The sequence below is a fragment of the Trichocoleus desertorum AS-A10 genome (assembly GCF_039962155.1).
Lineage (GTDB): Bacteria > Cyanobacteriota > Cyanobacteriia > FACHB-46 > FACHB-46 > Trichocoleus.
Genome location: NZ_JAMPKN010000056.1, coordinates 1 through 17,594 on the forward strand (window position 1 = coordinate 1; position 17,594 = coordinate 17,594).

The 17,594-nt window shown below is 49.4% G+C and carries 17 protein-coding genes and 1 pseudogene; 7 read left to right on the forward strand and 11 right to left on the reverse strand.

The features are described 5' to 3' along the window. Positions 1-105 (forward strand): annotated as a pseudogene (locus NDA01_RS27935) (IS1 family transposase); the annotation flags it as partial. Between the two features lie 117 nt (positions 106-222). Here NDA01_RS27935 and NDA01_RS27940 read toward each other — a convergent pair. Both NDA01_RS27940 and NDA01_RS27945 read right to left on the reverse strand, forming a co-directional pair. After that, positions 223-498 (reverse strand): hypothetical protein, encoded by a 276-nt coding sequence (locus NDA01_RS27940; protein WP_348230595.1) that lies wholly within the window; start codon positions 496-498, stop codon positions 223-225. A 284-nt stretch (positions 499-782) separates the two neighbouring features. After that, positions 783-1,049: a hypothetical protein gene (locus tag NDA01_RS27945; RefSeq protein WP_190551182.1), complete on the reverse strand. Its 267-nt coding sequence runs from the start codon at positions 1,047-1,049 to the stop codon at positions 783-785. 402 nt (positions 1,050-1,451) lie between these two features. On the opposite strand from NDA01_RS27945, the gene NDA01_RS27950 reads away from it, so the two are divergent. The 4 genes from NDA01_RS27950 (at position 1,452) to NDA01_RS27965 (ending at position 4,504) form a co-directional block, all read left to right on the forward strand. Beyond that, complete coding sequence (locus NDA01_RS27950) at positions 1,452-2,123, forward strand: AAA family ATPase (protein ID WP_190551180.1); 672 nt, start codon at positions 1,452-1,454, stop codon at positions 2,121-2,123. Next, positions 2,113-3,141 carry a ParB/RepB/Spo0J family partition protein gene (locus NDA01_RS27955; protein WP_190551178.1) on the forward strand — a complete coding sequence of 343 codons (1,029 nt, stop codon included), beginning with the start codon at positions 2,113-2,115 and terminating at the stop codon, positions 3,139-3,141. Before NDA01_RS27950 ends, NDA01_RS27955 begins: the two co-directional genes overlap by 11 nt. Positions 3,142-3,207: 66 nt before the next feature. Beyond that, on the forward strand, positions 3,208-3,408 hold the full coding sequence (locus tag NDA01_RS27960; protein ID WP_190551176.1) for a hypothetical protein: 201 nt from the start codon (positions 3,208-3,210) through the stop codon (positions 3,406-3,408). 229 nt (positions 3,409-3,637) lie between these two features. After that, positions 3,638-4,504 (forward strand): GNAT family N-acetyltransferase, encoded by an 867-nt coding sequence (locus NDA01_RS27965; protein ID WP_348230596.1) that lies wholly within the window; start codon positions 3,638-3,640, stop codon positions 4,502-4,504. A 130-nt stretch (positions 4,505-4,634) separates the two neighbouring features. Here NDA01_RS27965 and NDA01_RS27970 read toward each other — a convergent pair whose 3' ends face one another. The 9 genes from NDA01_RS27970 to NDA01_RS28010 all read right to left on the reverse strand — a co-directional run bounded on the left by NDA01_RS27970 (position 4,635) and on the right by NDA01_RS28010 (position 12,686). Further along, positions 4,635-4,859: a class I SAM-dependent methyltransferase gene (locus NDA01_RS27970; protein ID WP_348230597.1), complete on the reverse strand. Its 225-nt coding sequence runs from the start codon at positions 4,857-4,859 to the stop codon at positions 4,635-4,637. Between the two features lie 71 nt (positions 4,860-4,930). After that, positions 4,931-6,973, reverse strand: coding sequence for an nSTAND1 domain-containing NTPase (locus NDA01_RS27975; protein WP_348230598.1), 2,043 nt, complete (start codon positions 6,971-6,973; stop codon positions 4,931-4,933). A gap of 18 nt (positions 6,974-6,991) precedes the next feature. Further along, positions 6,992-7,444, reverse strand: a complete 453-nt coding sequence (locus NDA01_RS27980) for a hypothetical protein (RefSeq protein WP_348230599.1) — start codon at positions 7,442-7,444, stop codon at positions 6,992-6,994. Positions 7,445-7,623: 179 nt separating this feature from the next. Further along, complete coding sequence (locus tag NDA01_RS27985) at positions 7,624-10,395, reverse strand: tetratricopeptide repeat protein (RefSeq protein WP_348230600.1); 2,772 nt, start codon at positions 10,393-10,395, stop codon at positions 7,624-7,626. A gap of 82 nt (positions 10,396-10,477) precedes the next feature. Further along, entirely contained in the window at positions 10,478-10,624 is a 147-nt protein-coding gene (locus NDA01_RS27990) for a hypothetical protein (RefSeq protein WP_348230601.1), read from the reverse strand. Positions 10,625-10,691: 67 nt separating this feature from the next. Beyond that, positions 10,692-10,904 (reverse strand): hypothetical protein, encoded by a 213-nt coding sequence (locus NDA01_RS27995; protein ID WP_348230602.1) that lies wholly within the window; start codon positions 10,902-10,904, stop codon positions 10,692-10,694. Positions 10,905-10,906: 2 nt separating this feature from the next. Further along, positions 10,907-11,272 carry a GIY-YIG nuclease family protein gene (locus NDA01_RS28000; RefSeq protein ID WP_348230603.1) on the reverse strand — a complete coding sequence of 122 codons (366 nt, stop codon included), beginning with the start codon at positions 11,270-11,272 and terminating at the stop codon, positions 10,907-10,909. Positions 11,273-11,304: 32 nt separating this feature from the next. Continuing rightward, positions 11,305-12,075 carry a ParB/RepB/Spo0J family partition protein gene (locus NDA01_RS28005; RefSeq protein ID WP_348230604.1) on the reverse strand — a complete coding sequence of 257 codons (771 nt, stop codon included), beginning with the start codon at positions 12,073-12,075 and terminating at the stop codon, positions 11,305-11,307. Then, entirely contained in the window at positions 12,072-12,686 is a 615-nt protein-coding gene (locus NDA01_RS28010) for a nucleotide-binding protein (protein ID WP_348230605.1), read from the reverse strand. The genes NDA01_RS28005 and NDA01_RS28010 overlap by 4 nt, the downstream gene beginning before the upstream one ends. A 483-nt stretch (positions 12,687-13,169) precedes the next feature. On the opposite strand from NDA01_RS28010, the gene NDA01_RS28015 reads away from it, so the two are divergent. Both NDA01_RS28015 and NDA01_RS28020 read left to right on the forward strand, forming a co-directional pair. Further along, complete coding sequence (locus tag NDA01_RS28015) at positions 13,170-14,891, forward strand: AAA-like domain-containing protein (protein ID WP_348230606.1); 1,722 nt, start codon at positions 13,170-13,172, stop codon at positions 14,889-14,891. Beyond that, the coding region (locus tag NDA01_RS28020) for an AAA-like domain-containing protein (RefSeq protein WP_348230607.1) at positions 14,888-17,594 on the forward strand (2,707 nt) is incomplete at its 3' end. The genes NDA01_RS28015 and NDA01_RS28020, both read left to right, overlap by 4 nt.

The following is a 17,594-nucleotide window of genomic DNA, read 5'->3' on the forward strand; positions in this document are numbered from 1 at the left end:
TCTCGATTAGTGCGCAAAAGCTTATCCTTTTCCAAGTCACTGGAGAATCACATTAGTGCGATTTGGTACTTCATCCATCACTACAATGCATCATTACCTGTGTAGCACTACCAGTTTCTGAATTACCCAATGCATTTTGGGTAAGAGAATTATTGGAGAGCCGAAAGTTGAGACAACAAAAATACGTAAACTGGGATAGTCATGAGGCCTGTCCCCAAGGCTCTAGAACTCACCGAACTGGTCTTGGTATTCTGGGTTACCGTCCATCCAACCAAAGGCGAATTGTTTTCGAGGACTATAATTCTGAATTTTTTTGGTTTTGGGATCAGCAGGTAGCTCCTTAACTACGGCTACATATCCTTCCAGATATGTTTCATCGTTATACTCTGGCAGTCTGCCAAAAGCAGCAGCAATTTTGCCTTCTAGGAAATGTTCATATAAAGCTTCCTGAGTGCGTTCGTTACGTTCATCCACTAGGCAATCGTCAATAAAAGCCATAATTAAATTGCTCCGTTGTGAGTCGGATACCCGCTTTGGTTGGCGTTAGGCGGGTGCCTTTGATTGGTAGAAATAAGAAATTTTATCGGTGGCGCTACGCTCTAGACTTCAGACTTCGGCACCCTTGCCCTGTCGGCAGCCTTCATGGTGCTCCATTTCCTATCCCTCACATTTCTATAATAACCTGGCTAATGTAGAAATAACTAGTTTATCAAGAGCATTAATACAACTTAAAAAACCCATAACTTAGTAAGGATGGGTTTTAGGGATTGCTGGACTAGATTTTATTGGTCGATTGGTTCATATAGCTCTTGCTTACGGCTTACGATCAGTTCGCCTCTGCCGATCTGCTCAACTAGTTCAGAAGCTGATATTCCTAAACCCTGAGCCACTTCCTTAAATCCTTCCCATCCGTCTGTCGTAGCTCGAACAAACCGATCTTTCTTCGGTTCTCCATGTAGAGGTTGTCTCCCCTCTCGGTTAAGGTTCTTCTGGGATTTGGGATTGTGTCCACGGGAATAGCTATTGTCTGGGGGGGTGTTATCAATCACGGAAAAAAGTATCTCAGTAGTCCTGCAACTTTAAGCCCAAGCAGCCAGGTATTGATGGCTCCTCTAGATTCGAAAGGTTGATCGTGTTGTATTAGTTCAACACTAGCCTACCTACTGTCGGTAAAGTGATAACGAGACAAGTGAGCATGTGACAAATGAATTATTAGCTGCCCAATCTTCGTTACATTTCAATTTCAACCCTGGCGATCGCTCCTTAGGGCACGCTGAGACAGAAAAGATTGGAAAACGTAATTTTAGTGCAATCTGCCCATCTCCTACCCGATTTCTGATTTACCCAAAGCGGATTAAGTAAACTTCAAAGAATTTTACCCAATGCGCTTTGGGTAAAATCAGTAAGTACATTTTTCAGCAGTATGATAAAAACACTCAAGCATGAAGCGTATGCAAACCCCACAGATTATTGCTTTTGTGAATCAGAAAGGTGGTGTGGGCAAATCAACGGGTGCTGTCCATGCCGCCGATCGCTTTGCTCGCAAGGGGAAATCAGTCATTCTAGTTGATGCTGATGCCCAACAAAGTAGCTCTCAATGGATAGCGGAACTAAAGGAAACTTCCCCCAACCTTAAGCTGTCGTCACTGGCGATTATTAATCCGGAAGATTTGTTTGATAAGCTGCATAGGCTAACCCAGGAATGTGATCTGGTGGTTGTTGATGGCCCAGCGAAGTCGAATGAGATTACTAAAGCAATCCTAGCAAGGTGTCATCTGGCGCTAATTCCTTGTCGGGAGTCGATCGTGGAGCTAAGAAGCTCTGGAGATATCTTAAGATTAATTCGGCAAGTCCGAGAGTTAAGGGGAGATCTGCCAAAAGCGGCTATCTATATGACTCAAGTTAAGAGTAATACTGTTCTTCTCAAAGAAGCTCAAGAGGCACTTAAAGATGAACCTGATATTCCTTTGATGAAAACGATCATTTATGATCGCCAGGTTTTCAAGGATGCCCCTGGACAGGCAAACACTGTTTTTGGAATGACAGGCAAGCCAGCTAAAGATGCCGCGAAATTGTACGAATCGTTGTTTACAGAAGCACTAAAGATTTTCAATGGTAAGTAAAGGTAGGAGAACGCTAAAGCAAGCGTATAAAGAGAACCCTTCTCCAGGGCTAGAGAGCTTTGTTTTTGGAGATAATACAGATACTTCAACTCCGCCATCGCAAAGTCAACCACTTCATGATTCTGAAGCAGCAGAGTTTGGCAGCGAAATTATTGTTCCCATTGCCAAAATTCACAAGACATTTTCCTTCACTCCCGATCGCAAGCCTGTTCGCTACTACTACGACCAAAATGAATTAAAGGAATGGGCAGAGACAGACCTCAAACCCAATGGGGTACGTACTGCTCTATGGACTCGCCCAATACCTAATAAGCCTAGTGAGTACGAACTAGTTGCAGGACTGCGGCGATTAACAGGTTGTGAATTGGTTGGAATTACAGATATTCCTATCAAAGTTTTTAATTGGAACAATGACGAAGCATACGCTGCTGCATTTGATGAAAATGATAGGCGACGCGACTTCTCCAAATTAGAAGAACTAGACATCACTCTAAATCTTCTCTCAAAGAAACTGGGCATGGAGCGAGAAGAGGTAATTTCGCTCCTCTATAAGATGGACAACCAGGCTAAAGGAAAAATTACCCAAAATGCGTTGGGTAATGAAAATGCAGTAATCGTTGAAGAGTTTTTTACAGCTCGTGGCTTGCTAACTTGGCAGTCATTTGTCGCCACAAGACTACCTTTGCTCAAAAAACCGTCTGAAATTCTACAGGCTATTCGATCTTCGCGGATTGACTATACGAAGGCAATCGAAATAGCTAAACTGAAAAATTCTGAAGATCGAATAGTGTTACTAGAAAAAGCTATCAACCAGCGATTATCTCTCAACGAAGTCAAACAACAAGTTAAGGCCTTACTTACTCCAACAGAAGAAGCTGTAGAAAATTTCAATACGGACCTAAAAGCGCGGTTTAAGACTGCATTGCGTCAGATGGACAAGGCGAAAGTCTGGACAGATGTAGAGAAAGTAGCCAAGCTTAAAAAGCTTTTAGAGCAGATAGAGCAATTGGCAATTTGACTAAAGTGGGACTAGTCTTCTAGCGAATGATGAATAGAATCAGTTGCAGTGAGAGGACTTCAGCTTATGCACTGCCTAGATTATCAAAACCAGCAGGTTGTTAAAAACGGCAAGCTGACACTACAAGACGGCACCTCTGTTCAAAAATATCTGTGTAAGACCTGTCGTAAGCAATTTAACGCTCGCACCGAAGGAATGGGCGTGCGAGCTACGGGATGCTCCTCTGGCAAATTCCACTCTACTATCATTCGCTGGGACAATGGTTGAGCCCAACAGACAAGCCAATGGTCTCCCCTCAAAATCAAGCGCAGGCTTTAGGAAGGATAGAGTTGTGTGAGGTTCCTCCGACCAGGCAGCAGAGCTCAGAAAGCTAATGCTCGCAAAACCGATTCTATAATAACGACTGTTACATGGGCTGTAACAGCGCTATGGCCGGGAGCCAGACAATATCAAAGGCCGATTGTCGGTTTGTCATCCATTGAGGAGTTCAGCTGATATGGAGCAGGAAAACATGATTGTCCGTCCAGCTCAATGGAGCGATAAAACTGTGGTGTTGAACTTCTGTCAGCACACTTGGCCAGATACAGAAGACTATATCGCGGCTGTGTGGGATCAGTGGATGACAGATTCTTCTGGGCAGATCCTAGTAGCCACGTTGAAAGGCCAGCCAGTTGCCATGACGCGAGTGGTGCAACTGGCAAAACACGAAGGATGGTGGGAGGCCTTACGGGTCGATCCACAGTATCGGGGGCGAGGTCTGGTTCGTCTCTTGGACCCTGAGATCGATCGCTACTTCGAGACTAGGGACATTACCACTGTTCGCTGCTGTGTTGCCACCTGGAACAGGGCTATGCCAGACACTGTCCAGCGACGGGGATATCAACCTGTTGCCTGCTATCTTAAGTATTCTGCAGCGGCGATCGCGGCACCGATGGAGCAACTCAGCCCAATGTACGAAAGTGATTTCGAAGCGGTTTGGCAATGGCTCCAGCAAAGTCATGAATCGTCGCCGCTTTTTGTCTGTCGAGGTGCCAAATGGCAAACGCTCACGCTTGAGCAGTTGCACAAGCGATTAGGCAGTGGGAAAGTTTGGGGGTATTGGCAGAGCCATCAGTTACAGGGCCTGCTAATTCAAAGTCCCTTGGAGAGTGCTGATTCAACCTTATGGGTCGGGTTCATCGGAGGCCCTGTTGATGATCTTCCTGTTGTGTTGAGACAGATGCAGTATTTGGCACACCACCTCCAATACTCCAAAGTCAGCGGTTTCTTTCCTAAGACCAACCCCTTGCTCACGGCGCTAGAGCAAGCAGGCTATGGCGCTGTTGCAGGAGGTGAATTTTGGGTCTATGAGAAGCAGTTCTGATCTCATTTAGCTAAGCTCCAAGGCAATGGCTATCAAGATTCGTCCCAGGCTCCAACATATAGCGTCAACGAAGCATTTCATCCCTACTCATTGGAAGTCGGTATCCACTCCGACACCTGTTGATCATGCTTCAACCGCAATCGCTTTCATAAATTTGCTGCTGTGCTGCAGCAGGGCCATGCCGTCGTAGGGTAATCGCCAATGGCCCACCGAGCTTTAGCAGCGTGATAACTTTGCGAAAAGCTCGCGATCGCTCAGTCGGCGGAACATGCATCCAGACAGCACTTAAAAGAATGAAATCAAATGCCAAACCCAAGCGGTGGAGATTTTGCAAACTTGGGGGGCAATCATCCATGGCAGAAAGTGCCGCCACTTAAACAGAGCAGGAGTAGACATCACAGGGTAAGAAGGGAAGTTTGAGTCCGCTTACTTTACCATTGACTGGTTTTTTGCGACACAACCCACCGTCTTGTCCCGACTACCACTGACTATCATGTTGCCATCCGGACTGAAGGCCGCAGAAATGACCGCATCCTCATGTTGGAGTTGAGACTGTTCTTGGCTAAGCTGAACGGATTCCAAGACTGATGAATGCACTGAAACTGGTAAAAGATAATAGAGAAACTGAACCAGAGGAGCTTGGCTCAGTCCGACTGCTGCTATTGCATTAATGGCTCCCTCTACGGGTTGCGTTGGTAGCAGTACTTTAGAAGTAGCTGCCAATTGTTCTACCCGTTGCCGTTGTGCCTGTTGCAACTGGTAGGCGGCAAAGACAGCTAATCCAACCGCCACAATTAGAAGTGCACCTAAACTCCAAAGTGCCCGTCTTTGAAATTCGATTGCCTTTTTCTGAGCTTGAATTGCTTGTTCTTTAAACACCTGATCTGCTCGCTCTTTCTGCCCCCGGTTTTCCTCCGCCTGCTTAGATGCCCCAAAAAATGCTATTTGTAATGGCGTCATGTCATCGCCCGATCGTTGCTGATACTGCTTCAACAAATCTAGATCTGGCGATCGCCACAGATTTCCTTCTGGTCGCCCCTGCTCATCCCAGTAACGTACCGCTTCATCCAAGCGACGTTGAAACCGAATATCACTGCGGCTACCCTCTACCCAGGTCTGAAGCTGCTGCCAGTGATCGAAGAGCGCTTCATGGCTCACTTCTGCGGTTTCTGTATTGCCCGCAGCAGCCAGGGTAATCAGGCGGGCACCTGGAGCAGAGAACAATTGAATCACCCGTTTCACCTGCTCCGGCTGATTTTGATACGATACTAAACTGTCAAAGCGCACCCGACGACGAGTATCTTTCGTACCTTCTCCCAATTGCACTAACCCTAGAAATACGCGACGGGCGATCTCCTGTTCTTCATCATTCAACCGCTGATAAATCCGCTGTGCCTCTCCCGCCAGGGCACCCCCCACTCCACCGATCGCCTTCAAGGTTTCAGCAGGTTGATTGCCCTCTGCTAGTCCTTCCCAGATGCGTTCTAGGGCAAACTGCAGCAAGGGTAAAGCTCCCTCTCGTCCTTCAGTGTCTTTGATCAACAAGTCAGTAGTTGCCATGTCTAGCGGATAACCTGCAAGTTCAGCAGGTTTGGCGATCGCTTGCCGTAACTCCGCTTCGTTCATCGCTCGCACCAAGAACCCCTGCTCGGCAAACAGGGCATTCAACTCCGGATGCTTCTGAGTCTCTTCCAAAAAGTCACTGCGCAACGTAACAATGACAGACACTCGTTTAGAACGCTCTGATGCTGCACACATCAGGTTTCCGATAAAGCGATCGCGCTCCATTGGGTCAGTGCAGAGGGTATACACCTCCTCAAATTGATCCACCAGCACAATCAGCGGTGAGAGGGCAATATCTGGCAGGACATCCGCAATCCGCCGCAGTCCGTCATACTCGCTGTTTTGGTTTGCCTGTTCGAGTTCCCCAGCAAACTCACGAGTTTTAGCAACGGGGGTTTGATCATCCGTTGCGACTCGGGCCAAAACCGTTGCTAGTGCTTCTAAAGGATGCGTTCCAGGCACTAGCACTGCCACCCTTGCCCGAGCGTATCCTGGTAGCGGGTGCCTTGCTAGTTCTGGAATTAGCCCTGCTCGTACTCGGGAAGACTTCCCTGACCCTGAGGGGCCATAGATGGGAAGAAATTGCACAGCAGTCTGCTCTTCATGCAACTCCCGCAGCTTATTCCAAAGTTGCTCAATTTGCTTCTCTCGCCCAAAGAAGCGATCGCCATCGGTCTCCTGAAACGCCATCAATCCCTTGTAAGGGTTGGGGCCGATGGTAGAGGAAGGCTCAGACTCAGCTTTTAAGGAACGCTCGAGCTGGGACTGGTAGATGGTGATCTGCCCGCCACCCGTGACGTTCACAATCGTGCTGCTGACCGCTTGACCAATGATTTGGTTGCGATCTCCCGTCACATCCTGCTGAACCGGCAAGCTTTCGTCTGAAGAACCAGAATCAGTTGACACAAGCCTGTAACTCCATCACTACAGAGTCACATCGCCTTTGACGTTGCCAAATACCGTACCACCTGTCACTTGACCAATCACCTGGTTCTGGTTGCCAGTCACATGCTGCACAATTTGTGTCCCAGGTGTGCCATCTGGAGCATCTTCTTCCATGATCTTGGCGATCGCTGCTGCTAAATCTGGGTCAGCTTCTAGAATCTTCTTGAGCTGCACCCGTAATGCTGCTTGTGAGTCTGCATCATCCGGTGCTTTTGCCACATCCTCGACCGCTTCTTTCGCAGATTCCTTTGCCTCCACTTTCGGATGTAGCTTCTCCCAAATAGCTTTGGCTTTGTCTAGCGCCTTTTCGGTTAACTTTGTACCTGCTGTCTCTCCAGACTTTGCAGCAGCACCCTCCAGAACCTTGCCGCCTAACTTCATCAAAGCGGGGAGGAAGGGAGCGAGAAACGCTGTTAGGGTAGCGGGGTCCATGAGCATCTCCTCAAATTACAACCAAGATTGATCTATTATTCAGATGAGCGGCGAATCTACAGCATCGATACTAGGGAAGACGCAGCAGGCATCGTTCTTAGCGTAACTCACCGTCACCTAGCAGTCGCAAGATCGCACACAACTACAGACCCTCTTAAGGTTCATGAACTGATTGCCAGTCATCCTCTACGCTGAATTGCCTTCAGCATGAACCAGGCAGTTATAGTCACAAATAGAATGACCAGCGCCACTAGCCAACGCCCTGCTAGCAGATTGGACACAACAAAGGTTAGAGCGATCGCTCCTAACAACAACATTCCAATGGCGGAAAGAATGATGCGTCTGTTGGGATGCAGCATGGTGTACAACTGCCTGTACTCTGGCGAGTCTGGATGCAGCTTGGTGAGGGCATCTTGCCAATACTCACTTGCCTGGATCAGGCGTCCTTGCTTTTGCTGTAAAGTTCCTAGATTCATCAAGGATCGTCCCTCACCGTGGACATCCCCGATCGCCCGTTTGATCTGCAGCGATTGCTCATAGCATTCGATCGCCTCACTCCACTTCTCCTGAGAGTCGTACACCGAGCCAAAGTTGTTGAGCGTTTGTCCTTCGCCCTGGACATCCCCAATCGTCCGAAAGGTTTGCAAGGCTTGCTCATAGCATTCGATCGCCTCACTCCACTTCTCCTGAGAGTCGTACACCAAGCCAAAGTTGTTGAGCGTTTGTCCTTCGCCCTGGACATCCCCAATCGTCCGAAAGGTTTGCAAGGCTTGCTCATAGCATTCGATCGCCTCACTCCACTTCCCCTGAGAGTCGTACACCAAGCCAAAGTTGTTGAAGCTTTTTCCTTCGCCATGAACATCCCCAATCGCCCGAAAGGTTTGCAAGGCTTGCTCATAGCACTCGATCGCCTCACTCCACTTCCCCTGCGACTGGTACACCGAGCCCAAGTTGTTGAGAGAAGCTCCTTCGCCATGAACATCCCCAATCGTCCGAAAGGTTTGCAAGGCTTGCTCATAGCACTCGATCGCCTCACTCCATTTCCCCTGCGACTGGTACACCGAGCTCAAGTTGTTGAGAGAAGCTCCTTCGCCATGAACATGGCCGAGTGTCCGAAAGGTTTGCAAGGCTTGCTCATAGCACTCGATCGCCTCACTCCACTTCCCCTGCGGCTCGTACACCAAGCCCAAGTTGTTGAGCGTTTGTCCTTCGCCCTGCACATCCTCAATCGCCCGTTTGATCTGCAAGGCTTGCTCATAGCAGGCGATTGCCTCACTCCACTTCCCCTGTGACTGGTACACCAAGCCCAAGTTGTTGAGCGTTTGTCCTTCGCCCTGGGGGTCGTCTGCTTGCTGGGCAGCGGTAAGGGCTTGCCGATGAGTGCTTACCCAATCCCCCCAGTACCCTCGCAGGGTGAAAAAAGAAGCTAGATTTGCTGCCAGTGCTACTGACGCTTGCCACTGTTGAGTTTCGGTTGCCCAAGTGAATGCTTGCACCAGTATCTCTCGCTTTGCTTCGAACCAAATCAATGCGGATTGGAGTAACCTGGGTTCCAGATCTGCGGCTGATATCCCAAGATTTTCAGTCTCTTCCGTCGCCCAGTTTTCAGCCAAAACTTCTGCCCACTGCCGTCGTCGCTTTGGATTCAGAGCATTCTCCCAAGTATCTGCTTGTTCCCCACACCACTGTACCAGCCGCACCTTTGCCGACTGCACTGCCACTAACTCTGCCTGAGTCTCTAGCTTCTCCAGGGCAAACAACCGCATCAAATCGTGCAAAATATAGCGCTCCCCTGGTGCAGCAATCATTAGCGGGTCTACTAGCCGCCCATCTACTAAGGCTGCCAACGCTGTCTGCACTAATTCGGCTGGCTCTTCGGTTAGAGGAATGAGAATGTCAGTACCAAAGTCCCCTGGCAACAGCCCCAACCACCCCAGTAGATGCGCCGATGCTGGATCAAGTTCTCGGTAGCTCAGCTCAAAGCTAGCTCGGATATCTAGGTTCTCTAGCTTCAGCTGATCCAAGCGTTGCCGTTGGTCGGCTAACTGCTGGGCATAGTCTGCCAGTCGTTTCCCCTGCCAGGAGCGCATGGTCAGGGTAGCGGCGGCAATCCGCAGGGCTAACGGCAATCGCCCGCAGTGCTTCACAATTTGCTGAGCAGCATCAATCTCTGCCTGTATACGCTCCGGTAATAGTACTTTTTGGAGCAATACCAACGCCTGAGCTTCCGGTAGTGCTTCCAGATTGAAATGCTTCACTCCCGCTAGCCCATCCAACTGTCGCCGGCTAGTAACCAAGCAAGCTCCTGCACCCGGTAGCAGTTCCTCAACCTGATAGATATCTGAGGCATTGTCAAGCAACACTAAAGTCGGTGTTTGAGCAATATGCGATCGATATAGCGCAACTTTGTCTGCCTGTTCTGCAGGTATTTGGGCAGGATCAACCCCCAACGCCCTTAACAGGCTCTCCAAGGCTGACTCCACGGTCAGAGGTTGCGTATCGGTTCCCCGCAGATTGAGATAAATCTGACCCTCGCCAAACTGTTTTTTGAGTCGATGCGCCACCCGCACGGCTAAAGCTGATTTACCCACCCCTGGCATGCCTGCAATCGCCACCACCCATTCAGCACTCAAATCAATTTCGATCTGCTGGATCTCAGACTCGCGCCCAGTGAAATCAGCCGCATCACGAGGCAAAGAATACCGGGCTGACTCTGGCGTTCGCGGTAGATTCTGAGTAATTTGATTCAGAGTTTCAACATTAGCGATCGCTATACTATCCGACATATGAGCGATTACCTGGTTGCGATCGCCCTGAACATTCTGAGTCGTCGGAGCAATTGAAGACGTAGTGTCTGATGTAGAAGACACGCGATCGCTCGCTTGAGGCACATTATTCTTATCTGCCGATTCTTGGTGGTCTGCCTGAGGGCGATCGTTATCGGATTCCACGTGCTTTGGTTAGGGTTGAGAAGGGAAAGCATGGCTCAATCTAGCCCATAGCGTAACTCACTCCCAACGGCTATGCCAAAGGTTAAAAAGCACAGTACAAAACACCTGGGTATAAGGCTGCCTGAAACTGGGCTTGCGGCGCATTCAGCGCTTCACGTAGAGCGATCGCTTCAAAGCTATACCACCCGTAATCTTGTCCCCTAGCACAGCTGACTACCAATTGTTTCAATAATTAGGCTCAATAATCAAAAATCAAGCTCTAGGAATTCTAAGGCGTACAAAAATAGAGCGCAAGCTTAATAACGAGGTTTGCAATCAGAAAAATTTAGGCACTCACCATCCAGGAAGCCAGCCAGTGCCATTTCCAATACAGCTTCTACAGGGTACTCAATTTCAGCCGCTCGTCGCTCAAAGGCTTCTCTAATATGGTCCGGTAGCGCCACCAAAATCATACGAGCCACAACTGGACTGAGATGCTCTGTCGTTTCTTGTTCGGCAATCGGCGGCATTGCTAGTCCCTCATAGGTATACGAGCATTAAATGGCGGTTTGCTAGCTTGAAGAATAATACGTTCTAGCTCCGATGATAGCGCTCGCCATTGCATGAAGTCGATAGCATGGGTTGCGATCGCCACGTCTCTATGGTCATAATCTGCTAGCCATGACCAGATCAGAGATTTGTGTCCACCTCTGAAGCGTTCCTTAATATCTTGGGCTTTGCCTACATACAGCAAGCCCTCGGTGCGGTGCCTCACTGCATAAATACCTGGCCTTGTACTTAGCTCGGCAAAGTCTCTACTAATCGGCACACATTCGGAGAACGAGGCTTTTGTCAAAGCATCGAGAATGGCCAATGCTTGTGCTTCCGCGTCTGTCATAGCTCACAAATCTTTCGCACTAATTCTGGTGCCTATTCATCCTCCAACTCGGCGATCGCCTTCTCAATATCGCGCATCATCCGCTTCACACGGCTTTGTAAACCTTTAACAGCCGTACCTGGTTCATCATATTCATTAGCGAAAGTGGCCCATTTTTGTAAGCTAACTAGCGCCCGATTCAAAACTAGGACGTCTGTCCGGGTTTGGTTGTCCTGGTTTTGCTCACTACTGTCAGCAGAGGCATCAGGAGTATCATTTAGATACCGTCTCACCTGCCTAATGGACTTGCCAATGATTAACTCCAAAGCAGGGCGTAAGGCTTTTTCCCCCTTCTTCGGCTTGCCAGGCGCATCCCTGTAGCCTACTGCCCTCAACCGATCTGCGATCATCCTGACTTCAGCAGGTGTGTAGTCCCTACGCTTCTCATTTTCAGTAGCTTCAATTGCCAGCGCTTTGTCTGGTTCAGTTTCACTATCGAAATCGTAGCGACGGATTGGAACTTGTCCGCTAGGAAACTGTTTAGCGTAGGCTTCTGGGTCGTGCTCCCGTAGTAATGCGATCGCGGCCCGCCGATGCCCTCCTGCTAATAGCCTCCCTCGACTATCAACTGCAATGGGAGCAATCAACCCTACGATCGCAATGCTATCGGCTAATGCTTCGATATGGGCAGGATTCAGTGGACGGGTATCACCATCCACTCGGTCTGTGATGTTATCCAGAGCCAAAGTAGAAGTTGATGACAAGGTATCCACACTTCTGCTCTTGGCGATCGCCAACGCCCCAGTCAACTTACTGACGCTCATTTTGTTCCCCAACCCTTCCAGATTTCTTTACCCAATGCTTGATAGTCACTCCATGCAGCAGCAGCAGCATCACCGCGCAAATCTGCAACTGGCAAACCCTCTAACGCGGAATCTTGATAAACAGTTCTAGCTTTAATACCCGTATTAAACACCTTTAATCCTGCCTCGTTAAGTGCTTCTCTGGCATTCAACTCCCTTTTAAGACCACGACTGGGCAGCATGGTTAGCAAGATTCGGTACTGCTCGCCAGACAGCGATCGCAAAGTACTAACAGTAGCAATGGTGGCTTCTAACGAGAATATAGAAATCTCAGAAGGGATGATCAGCAAATCGCTAGCAGAAGCCAGGGGTAAAAGTTCAGTGGGATCAGTGCGGGCAGGAGTGTCAACAACCAGATGATCAAAGGCCGCTGGTTCCTCATCACCATCCATCACAGTAAATGCTGCTCTCTGCTGACCACGCTCATACCAGCTCAGTGCGCTTCGGTTAGGGTCTCCATCTAACAAAATGACTTTGCTGCCCTTCCGGCGCTTACCCAGATACTCAGCCAAATGCAGGGCTGTGGTTGTCTTGCCAACACCACCTTTGAAACTTGCGATCGTAATAATCATAATTCTGAGCTTACTGAGAAGGACTTAAGATTTGGCACGAGACAACGTCAAAACCATGCCTAGCTTCTGTATTAAACGTTGAAAAAGTCTAGTACAGTTCGTCAGTCCTTATAGAAATTTTTAAGAGAAGCACTTGCATAGTAAACTGTCTAGCTGCAAATTTTCGGGTATTTGCAACTTATGTGTCAACGATTTCAGAAGCAGCAGCAATCACTGACGATAGTAGAACTGCTTGAAAAGCACTGTACAGAGGTAAGAGAACATCGATCTTAGCTAGACGAATGCAAGTCTGTATCAATGGAAACTATTGGAAGCTACTTAACAGCAAAGAACTTTAAAGTTCTAGTGACAGAACCCTTGGATTGCTAAAAAAGGTAACCAGATTGTGTTATTTGCTGCAAGGGTTTCTAGAAGCGTATAGATTGTTGGAAATACCGAAGCGGGCAGCATTGTCCACCCACTATCCCAATTGTCTGATTCCTTATGAGTAGCACTTCGGCACGCAAGAAAAGGACAATTCTCTTCCTGGCAACAAACCCTAAGAATTCGGCGAAGTTGCGCCTTGATGAAGAATTTCGGGATGTGAGTGAAGCACTGAAGGGCTCAAAGAACCGAAGTCGGTTCGATTTGAAGCCTCAGTGGGCGACTCGGCGTCGAGATGTTCGGAGAGCAATGCTCGACTATGCTCCCCAAATTGTCCACTTTTCGGGACATGGTGCTGGAGAGCCAGGGCTGTTAATTGAAAATGAGCTTGGGCAAGCTGAGTTGCTGACCTCGGATGCACTAATTGGACTGTTTGAAGATGCGGATCAGATCGAATGCGTCCTACTAAATGCATGTTACTCAGAGGTGCAAGCCAAGGCGATCGCCCAGCATGTTCCCTACGTGATCGGCATGAATCAGGAGGTGGGGGATAAAGCAGCGCTGGAATTTGCGGTGGGTTTTTACGATGCTCTAGGGGCAGGGCTTTCGATCGAACGTGCCTATAAAGAAGGCTGTAAAGGCATTCGGATGGCGGGGATTCCGGAGTATTTAACCCCAGTTTTGGAGCATATAACTGTGAAGCCAGAAGTGGAAGTGCAGGAAAAAGGTTCTCTGTCACCTCCTGAATGCTCGGCTGAATTTCATGAAGAGACTTTACCTGACTCATCTGCTGTTTCTCCTTTATCTAAGGCTGCTGTAGGGGAGCTAGAAGAAACGGGCGGCCAAGTACCACTTGATTCACCGTTTTATACAGAACGTCCGCCGGCTGAATCCCGTTGCTATGCGGCGATCGTTAAACCAGGAGCGCTCATCCGCGTCAAAGCTCCACGGCAGATGGGTAAATCTTCATTGACGATCCGAATCTTTGACCACGCAAGCAAGCAGGGATGTCGAGCGGTGTGGTTACAGTTGCAGCAGGCTGGTGAAGAACCCTTTTCCAGTTTGGATGCCTTTTTGCGATGGTTGTGTCGGCGCGTGACTGCTAAATTGCGGCTTCAAGATAAAGTGGTGGAGTATTGGCAGAGCGTTTCCGCCAGTACGGACAAATGCACGGATTACTTTGAACTTTATTTATTAGAAGAAATCAATGCGCCGCTGGTATTGTGCCTAGATGAAGTGGATGAAGTCTTCAAGCATCCACAAGTCGCTGGTGACTTTTTTGGACTGCTGCGCTCGTGGCATGAGGAAGCGAAAATTAATCCCGTGTGGTGTAACCTGCGGCTGGTAATTACCCATTCAGAAGAAGTCTACATTCCGCTGAATATTAACCAATCGCCATTTAATGTAGGAGTACCAATTGAGTTACCTCCGTTAAATCGGGCACAGTTAAACGATCTTGTGCAACGGTATGGGTTGGCATGGGCAGAAGCGGAGCTGGATTCGCTAATGGCAATGGTGGGTGGACAGCCCTATTTAGCACGAGTCGCACTTCAGCAAATTGCCTCGGGCTCGCTGACATTAGCTCAATTTTTGCAGGTTGCTCCCACCCAAGCAGGCATGTTTGCCGCCCACCTAAAGCGGCACTTGGGAAATTTGCAGGAGCGGCAACTGGATGTGGCGATGAGGCAGGTGGTTGCGTTCGATCACCCAGTGCAGCTACCGATCGCCCAGGCTTCTAAGTTAGCGAACATGGGCTTGGTGCGATTTCAGGGGAATGAGGTGGTACCGCTGTGCAACCTATACCGCAACTATTTCCAGGATGTGTTAGGGGGTAGTCGATGAACGATACGCCTTTAGTACCCTACGACTACCAGAGCGAGGGAGGTGCGCTACTAATGGATGCGCCGACCTACGTGAAGCGGAAAGCTGATGATGAGCTTTATGAAGGGTTGAAAGCAGGGCAGTTTTGCTATGTGCTGAATGCCCGTCAGATGGGAAAATCAAGCTTGAAAGTGCGGACGCTTCAGCGATTGCGGGGTGAAGGGATTGCCTGCGCGGCAGTAGACTTACAGGGAATTGGCACTTCGGCGACGGAGGAACAATGGTATTTCGGTATAATCAGCCGCATTGCCCGATCGCTAGGCTTGCATCGGCAATTCGATCTGAATACTTGGTGGACAGAACAACCTCGCCTTTCGTATGTCCAGAGGTTTGTCGAGTTCCTGGAATCGCTAGTGCTGCCTTCTGTACCTCAACCGATCGTGATTTTCATTGATGAGGTTGACCTGACTCTAAGCTTACCGTTCCGGGATGACTTCTTCGGGGCACTGCGGGAAAGTTATAACCGGCGGGCGGATGAGCCAGAGTATCGTCGTCTAACGTTTGCGCTGTTTGGGGTGGCAACACCATCGGACTTGATTCAGAACAAGCAAATTACTCCGTTCAATATTGGGCGACCTGTTGATCTAACAGGGTTTCAGTGGTCAGAAGCACAACCGCTAATGCTCGGACTTGTTGCAAAAACAAGCCATCCGGAGGTGTTATTACAAGCGATCTTGGACTGGACCGGGGGGCAGCCTTTTTTAACGCAAAAGCTGTGTAAGTTGGCTCAAGTGGCAGATTCTGAACCATTGGCAGGGCGAGAGAGCCAATGGGTTGAGCAGTTAGTACAAACCAAAGTCATCGATAACTGGGAGACACAGGATATTCCACCCCACCTGAAGACAATTCGCGATCGCCTCTTACTTAGTGGTGAACAACGCACCGGACGGTTGCTGGGGTTGTATCAGCAGATTTTGCAACAGGGAAAGATTGCGGCGGATGACAGCCCAGAACAAGTGGAGTTGCGACTGACGGGGTTGGTGGTGAAGCGGGATGGCAAACTGCGCGTTTACAACCGCATTTATGAGCAGGTGTTTGATCGAAATTGGCTGGAGCGATCGCTGGCGGAGTTAAGACCCTATGGAGGAGCGATCGCGGCTTGGCTCGTATCAGGATGCCAGGATGAGTCACGGTTGTTGCGAGGGCAGGCATTGCAGGATGCCCGAACTTGGGCTGAAGGGAAAAGCTTGGGGGATGACGATCGACGCTTTTTGGATGCCAGCCAGGAGCTGGAGAAGCGAGATGTGCAGGCCCGACTGGCTACGGAGCAAGAAGCGAATCAAATCTTGACGGCAGCAACCCGGAAGGCAAATCGGCGTAATTTATTCAGTTTGGTAGGGGCAGTAGTGGCTTTGGTAGTAGCGGGGGTTACGATACCGACATCCATTAAGGCTGGGGCCGATCGCGATATTGCTTTGCAGGAAGTGAAAGAAGCAAGACAGGACAAGGATCGGTTAGAAACAGACAAAATGCAACTTGTGGCGGATAAGGATCGGTTAGAAACAGACAAAACACAGCTTATGGCAGATAAGGTCAAGCTGGATGCCAATTTACAGGCAACGCTGACCCAGGCAGCAACGGCAGAAACCGAAGCACAGGAAGCAGAGCGTAAGTACCAACAAGCACGGACAAAAGAACAAAGTGCTCGTCAGCAATATCAACAGGCGAAGCAACAAGTACAGCAGGCGAAGAGACAACTGGAGCAGGTCAACCAGGGGAAAGCCCAGGCAGAACAGGCGGAGCTAGCGGCACTAGTCCAGGTAAAGACAGCCCAAGCCCAGTTAGCAACGACTCAGGGCAATCTAAACCAAGCAAAGGTTGAGCTAAACCAAGCTCAAGATAGCCAAGCGACAATTTTGCAGGTGAACAGCCTGGAAAAAGACGGAGTAGCAGCATTGAATCGCACTAAATTCGAACAGTTGCGGGGTTTGGTGGATGCGATGCGAGTAGGGGAGCGTGCCCGTAATTTGTTTCATACCAAAGGCCAAGCAGGTTTTGCTGCTAGCCCTATCTATGCCCTTCAGACAACGTTGGATCGAGTTAAAAACAGAGCCATCCAGCCGTGGCAACATCAAACGCTGTTAGCGCATAGGTCCACTATCAGAGAGGCGCAGTTTAGCCCCGATGGCAAGCGCATCGTCACTGCGTCAGATGACAAGACAGCATGGGTGTGGGATGCCCAGAGTGGTCAGGAAATTGCCAAACTCGCAGGCCATGAATCCGGTATCTTTAGGGCCCAGTTTAGCCCTGATGGCAAGCGCATCGTCACTGCGTCAAAGGACAAGACAGCACGAGTATGGGATGCCCAGAGCGGTCAGGAAATTGCCAAACTCGCAGGCCATGAAGCCTATGTCTATGCGGCCCAGTTTAGCCCTGATGGCAAACGCATCGTTACTGCGTCAGATGACAAGACAGCACGAGTATGGGATGCCCAGAGCGGTCAGGAAATTGCCAAACTCGCAGGCCATGAATCCGGTATCTTTAGGGCCCAGTTTAGCCCTGATGGCAAACGCATCGTTGCTGTGTCCTCGGACAAGACAGCACGAGTATGGGATGCCCAGAGCGGTCAGGAAATTGCCAAACTCGCAGGCCATGAAGCCTATGTCTATGCGGCCCAGTTTAGCCCCGATGGCAAACGCATCGTTACTGCGTCAGAGGATAAGA

Bases quoted from the DNA above. Each gene is read 5' to 3' on its own strand.
- NDA01_RS27940 (WP_348230595.1), bottom strand. From the start codon at position 498: ATGGCTTTTATTGACGATTGCCTAGTGGATGAACGTAACGAACGCACT.
- NDA01_RS27950 (WP_190551180.1), top strand. From the start codon at position 1,452: ATGCAAACCCCACAGATTATTGCTTTTGTGAATCAGAAAGGTGGTGTG.
- NDA01_RS27955 (WP_190551178.1), top strand. From the start codon at position 2,113: ATGGTAAGTAAAGGTAGGAGAACGCTAAAGCAAGCGTATAAAGAGAAC.
- NDA01_RS27960 (WP_190551176.1), top strand. From the start codon at position 3,208: ATGCACTGCCTAGATTATCAAAACCAGCAGGTTGTTAAAAACGGCAAG.
- NDA01_RS27965 (WP_348230596.1), top strand. From the start codon at position 3,638: ATGGAGCAGGAAAACATGATTGTCCGTCCAGCTCAATGGAGCGATAAA.
- NDA01_RS27970 (WP_348230597.1), bottom strand. From the start codon at position 4,859: ATGGATGATTGCCCCCCAAGTTTGCAAAATCTCCACCGCTTGGGTTTG.
- NDA01_RS27980 (WP_348230599.1), bottom strand. From the start codon at position 7,444: ATGGACCCCGCTACCCTAACAGCGTTTCTCGCTCCCTTCCTCCCCGCT.
- NDA01_RS27995 (WP_348230602.1), bottom strand. From the start codon at position 10,904: ATGCCGCCGATTGCCGAACAAGAAACGACAGAGCATCTCAGTCCAGTT.
- NDA01_RS28000 (WP_348230603.1), bottom strand. From the start codon at position 11,272: ATGACAGACGCGGAAGCACAAGCATTGGCCATTCTCGATGCTTTGACA.
- NDA01_RS28005 (WP_348230604.1), bottom strand. From the start codon at position 12,075: ATGAGCGTCAGTAAGTTGACTGGGGCGTTGGCGATCGCCAAGAGCAGA.
- NDA01_RS28010 (WP_348230605.1), bottom strand. From the start codon at position 12,686: ATGATTATTACGATCGCAAGTTTCAAAGGTGGTGTTGGCAAGACAACC.
- NDA01_RS28015 (WP_348230606.1), top strand. From the start codon at position 13,170: ATGAGTAGCACTTCGGCACGCAAGAAAAGGACAATTCTCTTCCTGGCA.